General features: G+C 36.8%; 12 protein-coding genes. 5 read left to right on the top strand and 7 right to left on the bottom strand.

What is annotated here, in order from left to right; translation table 11 throughout:
• Positions 1-120: 120 nt before the first annotated feature.
• Positions 121-1116 carry a GTPase ObgE gene (gene obgE / locus H7U22_RS04745; protein ID WP_187070200.1) on the top strand — a complete coding sequence of 332 codons (996 nt, stop codon included), beginning with the start codon at positions 121-123 and terminating at the stop codon, positions 1114-1116.
• Between the two features lie 132 nt (positions 1117-1248).
• On the opposite strand, the gene H7U22_RS04740 is transcribed toward obgE, so the two are convergent.
• Positions 1249-1995 carry a YdcF family protein gene (locus tag H7U22_RS04740; RefSeq protein ID WP_187070199.1) on the bottom strand — a complete coding sequence of 249 codons (747 nt, stop codon included), beginning with the start codon at positions 1993-1995 and terminating at the stop codon, positions 1249-1251.
• A gap of 121 nt (positions 1996-2116) precedes the next feature.
• A complete protein-coding gene (locus H7U22_RS04735) occupies positions 2117-2482 on the bottom strand; it encodes a YtxH domain-containing protein (RefSeq protein WP_187070198.1) in 366 nt (121 codons plus the stop codon).
• A 492-nt stretch (positions 2483-2974) separates the two neighbouring features.
• Here H7U22_RS04735 and H7U22_RS04730 point away from each other — a divergent pair, with 492 nt between their 5' ends.
• The 4 genes from H7U22_RS04730 to H7U22_RS04715 all read left to right on the top strand — a co-directional run bounded on the left by H7U22_RS04730 (position 2975) and on the right by H7U22_RS04715 (position 7648).
• On the top strand, positions 2975-3355 hold the full coding sequence (locus tag H7U22_RS04730) for an OsmC family protein (RefSeq protein ID WP_187070197.1): 381 nt from the start codon (positions 2975-2977) through the stop codon (positions 3353-3355).
• A 90-nt stretch (positions 3356-3445) separates the two neighbouring features.
• Positions 3446-4699, top strand: coding sequence for a DUF2130 domain-containing protein (locus tag H7U22_RS04725; RefSeq protein WP_187070196.1), 1254 nt, complete (start codon positions 3446-3448; stop codon positions 4697-4699).
• A gap of 74 nt (positions 4700-4773) precedes the next feature.
• A complete protein-coding gene (locus H7U22_RS04720; RefSeq protein ID WP_317172937.1) occupies positions 4774-6909 on the top strand; it encodes a glycoside hydrolase family 97 protein in 2136 nt (711 codons plus the stop codon).
• Positions 6910-7171: 262 nt separating this feature from the next.
• Positions 7172-7648 (top strand): acyl-CoA thioesterase, encoded by a 477-nt coding sequence (locus H7U22_RS04715; protein ID WP_187070195.1) that lies wholly within the window; start codon positions 7172-7174, stop codon positions 7646-7648.
• Positions 7649-7863: 215 nt separating this feature from the next.
• On the opposite strand, the gene H7U22_RS04710 is transcribed toward H7U22_RS04715, so the two are convergent.
• From H7U22_RS04710 to kdpB, 5 genes are all read right to left on the bottom strand, one after another.
• Entirely contained in the window at positions 7864-9612 is a 1749-nt protein-coding gene (locus H7U22_RS04710) for an ATP-binding protein (protein ID WP_187070194.1), read from the bottom strand.
• 122 nt (positions 9613-9734) lie between these two features.
• A complete protein-coding gene (locus H7U22_RS04705) occupies positions 9735-10859 on the bottom strand; it encodes a sensor protein KdpD (protein ID WP_187070193.1) in 1125 nt (374 codons plus the stop codon).
• A gap of 94 nt (positions 10860-10953) precedes the next feature.
• Positions 10954-12024 (bottom strand): porin, encoded by a 1071-nt coding sequence (locus H7U22_RS04700; RefSeq protein ID WP_187070192.1) that lies wholly within the window; start codon positions 12022-12024, stop codon positions 10954-10956.
• A 261-nt stretch (positions 12025-12285) separates the two neighbouring features.
• Positions 12286-12846: a K(+)-transporting ATPase subunit C gene (locus tag H7U22_RS04695; protein ID WP_187070191.1), complete on the bottom strand. Its 561-nt coding sequence runs from the start codon at positions 12844-12846 to the stop codon at positions 12286-12288.
• Positions 12847-12962: 116 nt separating this feature from the next.
• On the bottom strand, positions 12963-14987 hold the full coding sequence (gene kdpB, locus H7U22_RS04690; RefSeq protein WP_187070190.1) for a potassium-transporting ATPase subunit KdpB: 2025 nt from the start codon (positions 14985-14987) through the stop codon (positions 12963-12965).
• Positions 14988-15007: the final 20 nt, after the last annotated feature.

Raw genomic sequence — 15007 nt, 5'->3', positions numbered from 1 at the left:
TCCGCAAAAAAGCAACCGTTGTTTTTTGCGGATGTTTAGTTTTTAGCGATTTTTACATTCTAAAATCGTAAATCTAATCCCGATAGCTATCGGGACGTAAATCTAAAATCGTAAATTAATATGTCACAGGGTTCGAATTTCGTAGATTATGTAAAAATTTGTTGTCGTTCTGGTAAGGGCGGGGCAGGTTCTGCACATTTACACCGCGATATTTTAACATCAATGGGCGGTCCTGATGGTGGTGATGGCGGTCGTGGAGGCCACATTATTGTTAAAGGAAATACTCAGATCTGGACATTATTACACCTAAAATACCGCAAGCATATTATCGCTGAAGATGGTTTGGCAGGTGGAAGCTCTCATAAATTTGGCAAGCAGGGTAAAGATGAGATTTTAGAAGTTCCATTGGGAACCATTGCTAAAGATGCTGAAACAGGAGAAATTCTTTTCGAAATTACCAAAGATGGCGAAACCAAAATTTTAACGCCTGGTGGTCGCGGTGGTTTGGGTAACGCCCATTTTAAAAACTCGGTTCAACAAACGCCTCGTTTTGCGCAACCTGGAGAACAAGGCCAAGAAATATGGAATATTCTTGAACTAAAAGTTTTGGCTGATGTTGGTTTAGTTGGTTTTCCAAACGCAGGGAAATCTACCTTGCTATCTGTTGTTTCTGCTGCTAAACCAGAAATTGCCGATTATCCTTTTACAACAATTGTTCCCAATTTGGGTATTGTTAGCTATCGAAATAATAAATCTTTCGTAATGGCTGATATTCCTGGAATTATTGAAGGCGCATCAAAAGGAAAAGGTTTAGGTTATCGTTTCTTACGCCATATAGAGCGTAACTCGGTATTGCTTTTTATGGTTCCGGCCGATACAAGTAGAACGATTAGAGAAGAATATGAAATTCTTAAAAGAGAATTAGAAACATACAATCCAGAATTAATGCAGAAACCGCATGTTTTGGCCATTACAAAATCTGATATGTTGGATGAAGAATTAATGGAGGAAATGAAGCAAGATTTGCCGAAAATCCCTTCTATATTTATTTCATCTGTTGCAGAAAAAGGTTTGGTAGAACTTAAAGATATGCTTTGGAAAGCGATTGAAGGCTAATTGGTTCAATTGTCATTGGTTCAATCGTTTAATTAGTACGTTATAAATTGCCTTGATTTAATCATTATTTGTAGCACTGTTAGGCTGGGTTTTTATTTTCGAACTAATGACTACTGAACTAATGAAACGACCTTAACTTCTTATCCGATCCACTGCCAAGCCAATCCATTCCTTAAAAAGAAGTTCCCAAGTTCCAAATGAACCCAAATCAGGAATTATAAAATCCCCAAAATTAAAAGAGGATTTACCAATAAAATTTGTTGGGTAATAATCTATTTTATTTGTGGTTTGTTTCTCGAAGATTGTTTTAGCTCTTGGGATGTGCCAAGCGCTGGTAATCACTAAAATCTTGGCATCGGGTTTATATTTTTTGATCAGCGCAATGCAGTTTCTAGCATTTTCAACAGTATTTCTGCTTTGGTTTTCGAAAAGAATTGCAGAATCTGGAATTCCAATCAGTTTGAGATAATCAACAACTAGATCGGCCTCTTTAATTTTATTGTTCACCAAATTCGCATTTCCACCACTCAATAAAATTTTGTTTATTTCTCCTTTTTTGTAAAGTGATAATGCTTGAAATAACCGATCACTTGCCCAATTAAATGCGATTTGATGTGTGCGTTCATTAATTCCAGAGAAGCCACCTAGAACAATTCCAACATCGTATTTCTGTTTAACAGGATAATCTGCTTCATACCAGTTAGCTATCTTCCCGACGATAAAACCATTAGAGAAAAATAAGAATACAATTATGGTTGCTATAAAAAATCTCCTTCTTCTCGGTTGCTTTTTTGTGCAGATTGCAACAATCAAAAGAATAGTAATCCAAAATAATGGTTTAATTAAAAAGAGTAAAATCTTAGAGAGGATAAAAAACATGAGCAGGTTAACGGTATAAATTTGGATGTTAATATATAATCACTCCAAAAATATAACAATTAACGACTCGCTGTATAAAACAGGCGAGTCATTAGTTTATAATTTAACCTAAAAGCCAATATTAGCCTTGGCCTTCTTGTACCTGACCATTTTGATGTGCTTCTTCCAAAATATCCTTCACATCAGATTTACGTTTTTTTGCAACCGTATGTTTAAAATGTGGCACTTCATGTTCCACAATATCTTCTTCAATGGCTTCTACTCCAAAAACCTTTTCTTTCAAAATATTGTATTTATCCTGAAATCCATAGCGAAGATTTTTTGCGCCATTGGCAATTTTTCCTCGAGTTCCTTCTCCACTATCCGGTGCAAATAATACACTTATTATTGCTCCAGCGGCCAAGCCTGCAACCAATGCGATGGCTATTTTAGCGTCGCTATGTGATTCCTTAGCCAAATATTTTCCGATTAACTTTCTGTATTTCATAATAATGAGCTTTTAAAAGGAACAATTCCAAGTTAATAAAGTTTGATTTTTTTGCTTTTGGAAAGTAGTTACAGAAGTGTTTTGGTTGCTCCCAAACATTCCTTGATATGATGCAACCGAGAGATTTAATAAATCCGTCATTGCTTAAATTTGAAAAGCAGGCTCTGGTTTTCATCGGTTTCGATAGTCCCGTCATTTGCTTTACTTACCCGAAAAAACCTGTTAAACAAGCAAGCATACCTAAAAAAAATAAAGACAGATGCTTAAATCGGGTTTCGTGCTCGCTACTGCCGGGTTTATTTTACTTCGGTTTGCCTTGCTATCCTAAACCTGACAGAAGCGATAGCCCCGAATTTTTTATGAGGGCTTTAGCGAATGGCGGGGCTTTACTAGCCATAGAATGCTGACTTTGTTTTACAAAAAATAGTGTAATACAATGATAAATTAAGGTTTGAATAGAATATTTGGTATGTTTAATATTTTAGAATTAATATGGTAAAAGCAACAATAAATAAAGAACACTACGCGTGTTCGGTAACAAATGGTTCGCACGAAATAGTGGTTGATGAGCCCTTTGAATTGGGCGGAACAGATAAGGGTTTTGCGCCTAAAGGGTTATTAATGGCCTCATTGGCATCGTGTGTAGCCATAACATTGCGGATGTATTTAGATCGAAAAGAATGGGATGTTGATAAAATTGAGGTTGAAGTAAACATAGGTATTGAAAACGGCGAGACGATATTTTTAGAAGAAATTACCTGCACAGGCACTTTAACAGAGGAGCAAAAAACAAGATTGGAACAAATAGCTTCAAAATGCCCTGTGAGTAAAATTTTAACTGTTGGCCACGAAATAAGGTCGAAAGTATTGTAAATTTAAATGGTGCAAAACTCGTTTGTACATTCATAAAAAGCTTTAATATCTTTGTAATGCTTCGGTTTTTTCTGAAGTAAAAAATTATTTATGCCTACCGAAATAAAATGCCCAAGCTGTGCTCATGTTTTTCCGATGGAAGAAGCTATGGCCGAAGATTATAAGAAAGAGTTGCGTGAGAAAATGGTTTCTTTTACAAAGCAAAAGGACGAGGAATTTCAACGGAAGCTTGTTGCTTTAGAAAGTGAAAAACAACAGCAACAGAAAGCGTTCGATGCTAAACTTGTAGAGGAAAAAAATAAGCTTAAAGGAGATTTGGAAGAGAATCTGCGTAAAAGCATTGCATCTGATTACGAAAACAAACTTCAAATGCTTGAGGGCTCGGCGAAAGATAATGCCGAAAAATTAAGATTGGCTCGTGAAAAGGAACTTCAATTTTTGAAACGAGAAGAAGGCTTGCTGTTAAAAGAGCAGGAAATGGAACTTTCCATGCAACGTAAAATGCAAGAACAACGTAATGATTTGGTAGAGCAAATTCGTAAACAGGAAGCAGAAAAAAACAGCATAAAAGATACGGAGCATCAATTGCGCTTAAAGGAGCTTGAAAAACAGCTCGACGACCAGAAAAAGCTTGCTGAAGAAATGAAGCGAAAAGCTGAACAAGGAAGTATGCAGTTGCAAGGCGAGGTGCAAGAATTAATTTTGGAAGAATTGCTAAGAAGTAATTTTCCTTTCGATTTGATTGAAGAAGTAGGCAAAGGCGTTCGTGGTGCAGATTGTGTGCAAGTAGTGAGAAACCAATTTGGACAGGAATGCGGTAAAATTATTTATGAAAGTAAACGTACCAAAGATTTTGGTGGCGACTGGATTGAAAAACTGAAAAAAGATATGCGCAGCATGGGCGTTGATGTTGCAGTAATTGTAAGTCAATGTTACCCTAAAGGCATGGATAGTTTCGGTCAGCGAGATGGCGTTTGGATTTGCTCTTTTGAAGAAGTTAATGCAGTGGCTTATGTTTTACGTGATGGGATTTTACGATTAGCCAGTGCGGTTAAATCCCAAGAAAACCGTGGTGATAAAATGCATATGCTGTACGATTATTTAACTGGATCGGAATTTTCTGAGCAATGGAAAGCCATCCGTGAAGGATTTATGAGCATGAAATTATCCATTCAAAGAGAACGTGATGCGATGGAACGCTTATGGAAAGCAAGAGAGAAGCAGTTGGAAAAAGTGCTGTTAAATGCAACGCATATTCGAGGCTCGATTGAAGGTATTGCAGGCAATGATAGCATTCAACTTAGTTTAACAGACGATGAGGATGATGCTTTACTATTAGATTGATAGACACTGACAATCGGTCGTTACCCTGATCCAATAGCAAAGTAAAATAGAATTATAAAAATAAATTATATACAGTGAATAAAAACCAAATCAAAAACTCCCTTAATCTCTCAAAATTATTAACTCTAATTTGCTTTTTGCTTATTGGTACAACAGCTTTCGGTCAGGAATTAAAATCTCCCGATGCAAATCTAGTCGCCAATTTTTCTTTGGCTTCTGGTGGTGTGCCAACCTATAGCTTAAAGTATAAAGGAAAAGATGTAATTAAAGCCAGTAAACTTGGTTTGGAATTAAAAAATGCAACATCATTATTAGATGGATTTACGATTACAGATTCTAAAACGAGTACGTTTAACGAAACTTGGAAGCCGGTTTGGGGCGAAGTAAAGGAAATTGTAAATCATTATAACGAGCTTGCTGTAACGCTAACACAAACCGCTACCAATCGTTTCATTATTGTTCGTTTACGTTTGTTTAATGATGGTTTAGGTTTTAGATATGAATTTCCGGAGCAAAAAAACTTGGATTATTTCGTAATTAAGGAAGAAAAGACACAGTTTGCTCTAGCAGGCGATCATAAAGCATTTTGGCTTCCAGGAGATTACGATACCCAAGAATATGAAACTGTAACTTCAAATTTATCAGAAGTTCGTGGAAAAATGAAAGCTGCAGTAACTCCAAATGCATCGCAAACAACTTTTTCTCCAACAGGTTTGCAAACCCCTTTAATGATGAAAAGCAAAGATGGTTTGTATATCAATATTCATGAAGCCGCTCTAATTAACTATTCTTGTATGTCGTTAAACCTTGACGATAAAAACATGATTTTAGAATCGTGGTTAACGCCAGATGCAATAGGAGATAAGGGTTATATGCAAGCGCCATGCTTATCGCCATGGAGAACCATAATTGTAAGTGATAAAGCGGGTGATATTTTAACTTCGAAATTAACTTACAACTTAAACGAGCCTACAAAATTTAAGGATGTTTCTTGGATAAAACCGACAAAATATGTTGGTGTTTGGTGGGAAATGATTACTGGAAAAAGTACTTGGGCATATAACGATTTAACCAGTGTACAATTGGGTGTAACCGATTATTCGAAAACAAAACCGAATGGAAAACATGGTGCAAATACTGCTCACGTAAAAGAATATATTGATTTCGCCGCTAAAAATGGTTTAGATGCCGTTTTAGTTGAGGGATGGAATGAAGGTTGGGAAGATTGGTTTGGTAAAACAAAGGATTACGTTTTCGATTTTGTAACGCCTTATCCAGATTTTGATGTGAAAGAATTGCATCGTTATGCAGCAAGTAAAGGCATTAAAATGATTATGCATCACGAAACTTCTTCATCGGTTCGCAATTACGAAAGACATATTGATACGGCTTATAAATTTATGAAAGCCAATAGTTACGATGCGGTTAAAAGCGGTTATGTAGGGAATATCATTCCTCGAGGCGAACATCATTATAGTCAGGATATGGTTAATCACTATTTATTCGCCATTACTAAAGCTGCAGAATATAAAATTATGGTGAATGCGCATGAAGCCATCAGACCAACAGGCTTGGCTCGTACGTATCCTAATTTAATTGGAAATGAATCTGCAAGAGGTACAGAATATGAGGCATTCGGTGGAAGCAATGCAGATCATACCACAATCTTACCTTTTACTCGGTTAATCGGCGGACCAATGGACTATACTCCAGGCATTTTCGAAACCAAAGTGAGCGCCTATAATCCAGAGAATAAATCTTTTGTTCATACTACATTGGCACGTCAGTTGGCATTATATGTAACGATGTACAGTCCATTGCAAATGGCAGCAGATTTACCAGAAACGTATAATAAATACATGGATGCTTTCCAGTTTATTAAAGATGTAGCCGTTGATTGGGACGATACGAAGGTTTTGGAGGCAGAACCCGGCGATTACATTACTTATGCCCGTAAAGCAAAGGGAAAGGATAACTGGTTTGTTGGCCGCACAAATGACGAAGTTGGACGTACATCTAAAATTGATTTCAGCTTTTTAGATGCTGGTAAAAAATATATAGCAACAATTTATGCTGATGCTAAAGATGCTCATTACGAAACTAACCCAAAAGCCTATACCATTCGCAAAATTGAAGTGACCAATAAAAGTAAGTTAACTCAATACTGTGCACCTGGAGGTGGTTATGCAATAAGTATAATGGCGAAATAAACGAATGTGTTTTAATCTTAAAATTATATAGTCGCAGCTTTTTGTTGCGACTATATTGCTCTATAAAAGAGGCCCGTCATTGCGAGGCACGAAGCAATCGTACAACTATAGGTTATAGCTTTTGCATTAGGATTGCTTCGTGCCTCGCAATGACGAACTTTTTAAAAATGATTTCCGCAGAAACTATAATTTTTGCATATTGCTATCAATAAAATCTGCGTAAATCCTCTTTATCTGCAGAAGAAGAAATATACCAGCAATCATGGCAAGAACTAAAAACCACATCGAACTTCAATTTTTAAGCGAGCCCGCTGATGTTAATTATGGCGGTAAAGTTCATGGAGGAATGATGATGAAATGGATTGACCAAGCGGCATTTGCTTGTGCGCTACAATGGAGTCAGTCTTACTGTGTTACCGTTTATGTTGGTGGAATTCGATTTTTTCATCCTGTTCATATTGGGCATTTGGTAAAAATGGAAGCCCGAATTATTTATACAGGAAAAACCAGTATGCATATTGCTGTTGATGCTTTTTCTAAACCAGTAGGACAGGCAGATTTTGTGAAAAATACCCATTGCATTATTGTTTTTGTCGCGGTGGATGATGATGGACAGCCGAAACCAATTCCAGCTTTTAAGCCTAAAAATGAAAAAGAAATTGCCATGCATGGTTATGCCATCAAGTTAATGGAATTACGTAAAAGCATAGATAAGGAAATGGAACCTTATATTGTTTAAAAGTGAAGATTTGCAAAACCTTTTTTTCCCCAAGTTCAACATGCCCTTCGGAACATATCGAACAATAAAGTGCTTTACTATATGTCATCTTTCACGCGTAGGCGGGAAGCTTACTACTCTTTAAATCTCCCGCAAATTAAGGTGATTCTCGCAGATTTATATTTGTCTTTTTGTAGCATCTCGTTAAAACTAGGTTATTAATCTATCTGAAAATATTATGCTACAGGTAAGGTAAAGCAAAATTTACTTCCTTCTCCAATGGCGCTAACCACCCAAATTTTTCCCTGTTCCGCTTCGATAAAATCTTTTGATATGGCTAAACCCAAGCCTGATCCAGATTTATTTTGCCCATCGGTAGGTACTTGAAAATACCGATCGAACAAACGTTTTTGATATTTTTCATCAATTCCCTTTCCATAATCTTGAACTGAAAACTGGATGAATTTGTCTTTTTGGAAAACATCAATAATAACCTTTGATTTTTCTGAACTGTAGCGCAAAGCATTTGACAAAAAGTTAACCAAAACCCAAGCCGTTTTTTGAATATCTGCATTTACATCAGGTAAGTGTTCATCACAATTAAGCTCCAAATTTATTGATTTCTGTTCTGCCTGGAATTTAACCGCATCCACCGCATATTGAACAATTTCCAATGGTTTTGTTATGGCAAATGTCAGTTTCAAGTTACCTGTTTCGGCTTGCGAAAGGTCTAAAAGTTCGCTGGTTATTTTTAAAAGCCGGTCGCTATCTTCCTTAATGTGGTTTACCAACTGACTTTGTTCCTCATTCATTGCACCAACTCGTTCGTCGTTTAAAAGCTTCAAACTCATTTTTATCGATGAAAGAGGTGTCTTTAATTCGTGAGAAACCGTGGCAATGAAATTTGTTTTGGCTTCATCTAATTCTTTAAACTGAGTGATGTTTTTCAATACATAAACACTTCCTGCAGATTTTGAAGATTCAATTAATGTCTTTTCTTCTTGTTCTTCATAATTTGGAATAACGATTTCTCTACTTTCTAAGAGGAAGTAAGACTCTTTATCATCAGCGTAAATTTTAAGAGTTTTATCATCCGTTTCGGGTTTGATGATTCGTTTTAATAACTCATTCTTTTTAATCAGCTCGCTTACATTCTGACCGATAATTTTATCTTCATCCAAGCTAATCAGCTTTGCTGCCAAATGATTTAAAAAGAGTACTTCCCCCTGCTCATTTAAACCGATAATGGCATCCTGCATTTGGGCAATTATGGCTTCAATTCTCGATTTTTCTGATTTAATTTTGGAGAGATTACTGTTTTCCCATTCATTTAGCTTAACAACCATTCCGTTAAATGCATCAGCGAGTTCGGTAAATTCATCATCGTTTTCAAAACGCAATCTTTGCTTGTAGTTTTTACGACTAATCTGCCTAATTGCCGAACTAAACTCTGCCAATGGGTTAGCAACAAAGCCCGGGAAGTTTACGATAAAAGTAAAGAGGATTAAAAAACTCAGCGTTGCAGCAATCATAATGTATAAATTCGCTCTACCAGATGCTTCGTTTGCCAGTTCATTTTTATGATAAATGGCCGTCATGTTAAGGTTTTCGATGTTTTGCAACTCTGCTCTTAACGCTTTCACGGTATTTTCATTTTCTTGAGCAGATTTAGAACTTAGAAATGCTTTATAAAGCTCGCTTAATTTTAAAAAAGCTACTTTCTCGCCAGGTTCGGTAATGTTGTTCCCTTCGTTTTTAAGATTAATTTCAAAAGCATTTTTACTTAGAACAGAAAGCGGAAATCTGTTTTCATCAAGTACGTTGCGCATAGATGAAACGTATTTTAGTGATTTGTAGTTGTCTTTTAAAATCACTTTAGATTTATCAGAAAGCTCATTTAGATAAAATAAGGCGATCAATCCGAAGGATAAAACGATTATAAAGAGAAACCCGAATCCGAGGCGGAGTTTGGTTTTAATTTTCATGGTGTTGTTGTTTTGTTTTTACCACAGAGGGCACTGAGTTTTTCACAGAGAAAAAGAGATTAAAAAACACAACTCTGTGTTTTCCCGTGAATATTTCTTTGTGTACTCAGTGGTTAATAATTTTAAGAAAGTATAACTAAATCAATTTCCTTTTCTGCTAAATTACGCAAGAGTTGGTTAAAAATTGCCGTTCGCATAATTACCTGAAAAATATTTAAATGGGGTTTGCCAATGCAGATGGTGGTAATTTCCTTTTCTGTTGCCATATTGATTATACTTTGGGTAATTTGATTGCTTTTTACTTTAATTACTTCAGCGCCCAACTCGGTAGCCAGTTTAAAATGATTAATTAAATGGCGCTGCTTATCCAGTTTAATCCGCTCCAAACTCTCGCTATCACTTTGTATATAAAGTACAATCCACGGAGAATGATAGTAAGAAGCCAATCGAGCAGTTTTTCTAATTACCACACCCGCAGTTTCGGCATTAGAAGAAATGCAAGCTAAAAATCTTTCAGGCCTTAGCTTAATCGATTTTGGAATTTCCGTTTGGATTTTCCGTTCTACCTGATGAACCACTTCTTTTAAAGCAAGTTCCCTCAACTGCAATATTTTATCCGATTGGAAAAAGTTTTCTAAGGCTCTTGCAATTTTAGACTGATCATAAATTTTCCCTTCTTTTAGCCGAGTTACGAGTTCATCGGCAGTTAAATCTATATTCACAATTTCATCGGCAATTTCTAAAATTTTATCAGGAATTCGCTCGGTAACGCTGATGCCCGTAATGTGCTCTATTTCTTCGTTTATGCTTTCTAAATGCTGAATATTTACTGCTGATATTACGCTTATGCCAGCTTCTAGAATATCGAAAACATCTTGCCAGCGTTTGCCGTTTTTGCTTCCTTCTGCATTGGTGTGGGCAAGTTCATCAACGATTACAATTTCTGGGTGGCGGTTGAGAATGCCTTGTAAATCCATTTCCTCTATCTCTTTACCACGATAGAAAATATTTTTTCTGGGGATAGTTGGTAATCCACCTACCAATGCTTCTGTTTCGGCTCTTTTGTGAGTTTCTACATAGCCAATGCAAACATCAATTCCATTACGCAATAAAGCATGCGATTCTTGCAACATGCGATAGGTTTTACCCACACCGGCACTCATCCCAATATAAATTTTGAGTTTTCCTCTTCTGGATTTTTGAACCAAATCAAGGAAATGTTTTACCGAATCGTCTTTTTCTTGCATTGATGTAAAATGTAATGATGCGTAATAGGTAAGACGGAAGATGTAATATGGATTATGGAAGCTCCCTCCTCATCCATCTTACATCATCCATTTTTTAGAATGCTACCGCTATACTTGCTGTTAAAGTTGTATTTGCATTAACGAAATTCCCTTCGCGATTAAAAATTTTATCTTTACTATCATAAGTTTTTCCTTCTAAACGGATCACTGCATTTGCAATTGGAGCATAATCTATATTTAATGAATAACCTTTAGTTTTAAATCCATTTGGTGTTCCTGTAGAAATAAAAATTCCATTCTTGTCTTCATAATATTCGAATCTTCCAGCTAAAGCCCATTTATCAGCGAATTTATATTGAGCAATTGCAACTGGAGAAATTACTTCATTTTTACTGCTATTGCCCTTTTGTTTTTGTTGTGTGCCATAATCAAAACCTAAAGTCAAGCCAAATTTATCTGTAACTTGATAAATGCCATACACATTATGATAAAAGCGATTAACCCGAACAGAGTCTGCGCCTTCGGTACCCAAATAGTTACTGTAATTCAACGTAAATTTAGCGTTTGGTTTCCATGTAAGTTGCAAGCCACCAGCAGGTTTGTCATTTCCATTTTGGCGTGTAATTCTTTGCCAACCATTTAAGTAGAGTAGGGTCGCGGTAAATTTTCCGTCTTGGGTGCCATAAGAAAGTTTAGCGCCAGATTCGTAATAAGGTGTATTTTCTGATGATATATTTCGAGTTAAGACCCAGCAATCTTTCGATACAGCGCCCTCGAAACCGATGTGTGAAGAAAATATTCCGGCATCGATCCATAAGTTTTCTGATTTTGATAATTTAACACCTGCATTGGCTTCAAAAATATTTTTTAAAACACCAGGTTCTGCAGACAGATTTGCGTTTGCATAAGTTCCGGCCATTACGGCTAAGTTTGCTCTAATTGCACCGCTATCGTAGGCGGCTTTAATAAAACCTAAGTTTAAGTTAACTTCATTGGCACGGTTGTGTGAATAAATAAAACTCGGGCGATTATGGTCTTCAGGCTTATTAAAATCGTATCCATAGTAGGTTTCCAAGTAGCCCGAAAATTTAACTTTGGGTTGATCTTGTGCGTAAGCAGTTATTGTTGCTGTTAATGTTGTGATAAGGGTGATTAGTTTTTTCATGATGTGATAAAGTGATTGCACTGATTTTATAAATTTTTGTTTAAAGAGGTCGTCATTTCGGCCGTAGTGGAGAAATCTTTGGACAATTTTTGAAAGGTTCAAAGATTTCTCCGTTTCGCTGCGCTCTAGTCGAAATGACGGAATTGGCGGAGAATTAATTTCATAGAGGCGATCGTCATTGCGAGGCACGAAGCAATCCTACAACGAAAGCATTAGTGGCGAACGGATTAAGATTGCTTTGTGTCTCGACCACATTTAGACTTACAAATTATCCAATGCTAAATTCAGTTTCAAAACATTTACTGATGATGGGCCAAACAAACCCAAAAATGGTTTTAAGGTATTCATGGCAACTAGCTCTTTAACTTTTTTCTCATCTAATTTTCTGGCTTTAGCAACTCTTTCAATTTGAATTGTTGCACCTTGTTCTGAGATATTTGGATCTAAACCACTTCCAGAAGCAGTAACCATATCTGCAGGGATTTCTGATTTTTTTAATCCGGGATTGTATTTTAAAAGGGTATCTATTCTATTGGAAACTTCTTTTAAATAATCTGGATTTGATGGCCCTTTGTTAGAACCTGCAGAACCTGCTGCATTATACGCCACAGCAGATGGTCTGCCCCAAAAATATTCGGGTTTGGTAAAAGATTGTCCAAGTAACGCATAACCAACAACTTTTCCGTTTTTAGTGATTTTTTCGCCACCACCGTTTCCTTTAGAAAGTTTACCAGCTAAAGCGATGCCTAGTGGATAAAGGATGCATAATAATACGATTAAAACTAAGGTTAAGCGTATAGATTGTATGATGTAATTTTTCATGATGATATTTGTGTGATTACACAGATTTTAAATGATTATAAAGATTCAGGCTTGTCATTCTGAGCTTGTCGAAGAACTTTTATAAGCGTTTCGACAGGCTCAGCGTGACAGCTCGGTTAAACAAATAGTCCTACTAGCAGATCAATTAATTTGATTCCTATAAATGGCGCTACAACTCCACCAATCCCGTAAATAAACAAGTTTCTACGAAGCAAAGCGGTTGCTCCAATTGGTTTATAAGCAACACCTTTTAATGCTAGTGGAATTAAAATCGGAATAATGATTGCATTAAAAATAACCGCCGACATAATTGCGCTTTCTGGAGAATGCAAGCCCATAATATTTAAGCTTTGCAATGCAGGAATCGATGCGATAAATAGCGCAGGAACAATGGCAAAGTACTTCGCCACATCATTCGCGATAGAGAAAGTTGTAAGTGTACCACGTGTAATTAACAACTGTTTCCCGATTTCTACAATCTCGATTAATTTTGTTGGATCGTTATCTAAATCTACCATGTTACCCGCTTCTTTCGCGGCTTGGGTTCCACTGTTCATGGCTACACCAACATCTGCTTGTGCAAGGGCAGGGGCATCATTTGTTCCATCACCCATCATGGCAACCAGTTTACCTAAAGCCTGCTCATCTTTAATGTAATTCATTTTATCCTCAGGTTTTGCTTCTGCGATAAAATCATCTACACCTGCTTTTTCTGCAATGTATTTAGCTGTCAAAGGATTATCACCAGTAACCATTACTGTTTTAACGCCCATTTTGCGCAAACGCTCAAAACGTTCGCTGATGCCTGGTTTAATAATATCCTGAAGTTCAATTACGCCCAAAGCTTTTTCATTTTCAGAAACCACTAATGGCGTTCCACCGTTTGAGGCAATGCTTTTTACGTGATCTTCAATATCTGAAGGAAATATATTACCTGCTTTTTCAACTATATTTCTGATCGAATCGAAAGCGCCTTTTCTAATGCGTCTGCCATCAACAGTATCTAATCCGCTGGAGCGGGTTTCTGCAGTAAATTTGATGAAAGTAGAATCTTTCGGTGTGGTTAACGGTTTAAAGCCTTGTTCATTTGCCAGTTCGATAATCGATTTTCCCTCTGGAGTTTCATCTGCTAGCGAGCTTAAAACACAGGCATCCGTAAAATCTTTAATTACAACGCCAGCAGTTGGGTAAAAATTGGTTGCTTTTCGGTTTCCTATGGTAATTGTACCGGTTTTATCTAGAAGCAGAACATCAATATCGCCTGCAGTTTCTACAGCTTTCCCCGATTTGGTAATTACATTTGCACGTAAGGCTCTGTCCATTCCCGCAATACCGATGGCAGATAATAATCCGCCGATGGTTGTTGGGATTAAGCAAACAAAAAGTGAGATTAGTGCTGCGATTGTAATTGGTGTATTCGCATAATCTGCAAATGGTTTTAAGGTTACACAAACGATTATGAAAACCAAGGTAAAACTAGCCAGTAAAATGGTTAGCGCAATTTCGTTTGGTGTTTTCTGACGAGATGCGCCTTCAACCAAAGCAATCATTTTATCTAAAAAGCTTTCGCCAGGAGCGGTGCTTACCTGTACTTTTATTTCATCAGATAATACTTTTGTTCCGCCGGTAACTGAAGATTTATCACCTCCAGATTCACGAATTACAGGAGCAGATTCTCCCGTAATTGCAGATTCATCAATGGTTGCAATCCCTTCAATAATTTCTCCATCGGTTGGAATCGTATCGCCGGTTTCGCAAACAAAAACATCACCTTTTTTAAGTTGATTAGAAGAACGGATTTCTATTGTTCCATTGTCTAAAAGTACTTTGGCTGGTGTTTCTTCTCTGGTTTTACGTAAACTATCTGCTTGTGCTTTACCTCTTGCTTCGGCAATTGCTTCGGCAAAATTGGCAAATAAAACAGTGAGAAACAGCACTAAAAAGATGAAGAAATTGTATATCGGCGATCCTTGTCCGCTATGGCTGAAAGAATAAACCGTAACATAAGCCATTACCAATGTGCCAATTTCTACGGTAAACATAACTGGGTTGCGAACCATAACCCGAGGATCGAGTTTGATAAATGATTGTTTTAATGCAGTTTGCACTAAAGCAGGTTCGAATAATTTATTTGATTTCATTTTTCTTGATTTAGTTGTCA

The sequence above is a fragment of the Pedobacter fastidiosus genome (assembly GCF_014306625.1).
In the GTDB taxonomy this organism is placed as follows: domain Bacteria; phylum Bacteroidota; class Bacteroidia; order Sphingobacteriales; family Sphingobacteriaceae; genus Pedobacter; species Pedobacter fastidiosus.
The sequence above is the reverse complement of the archived record's forward strand: the minus strand, read 5'-3'. Positions and strand labels throughout refer to the sequence as shown.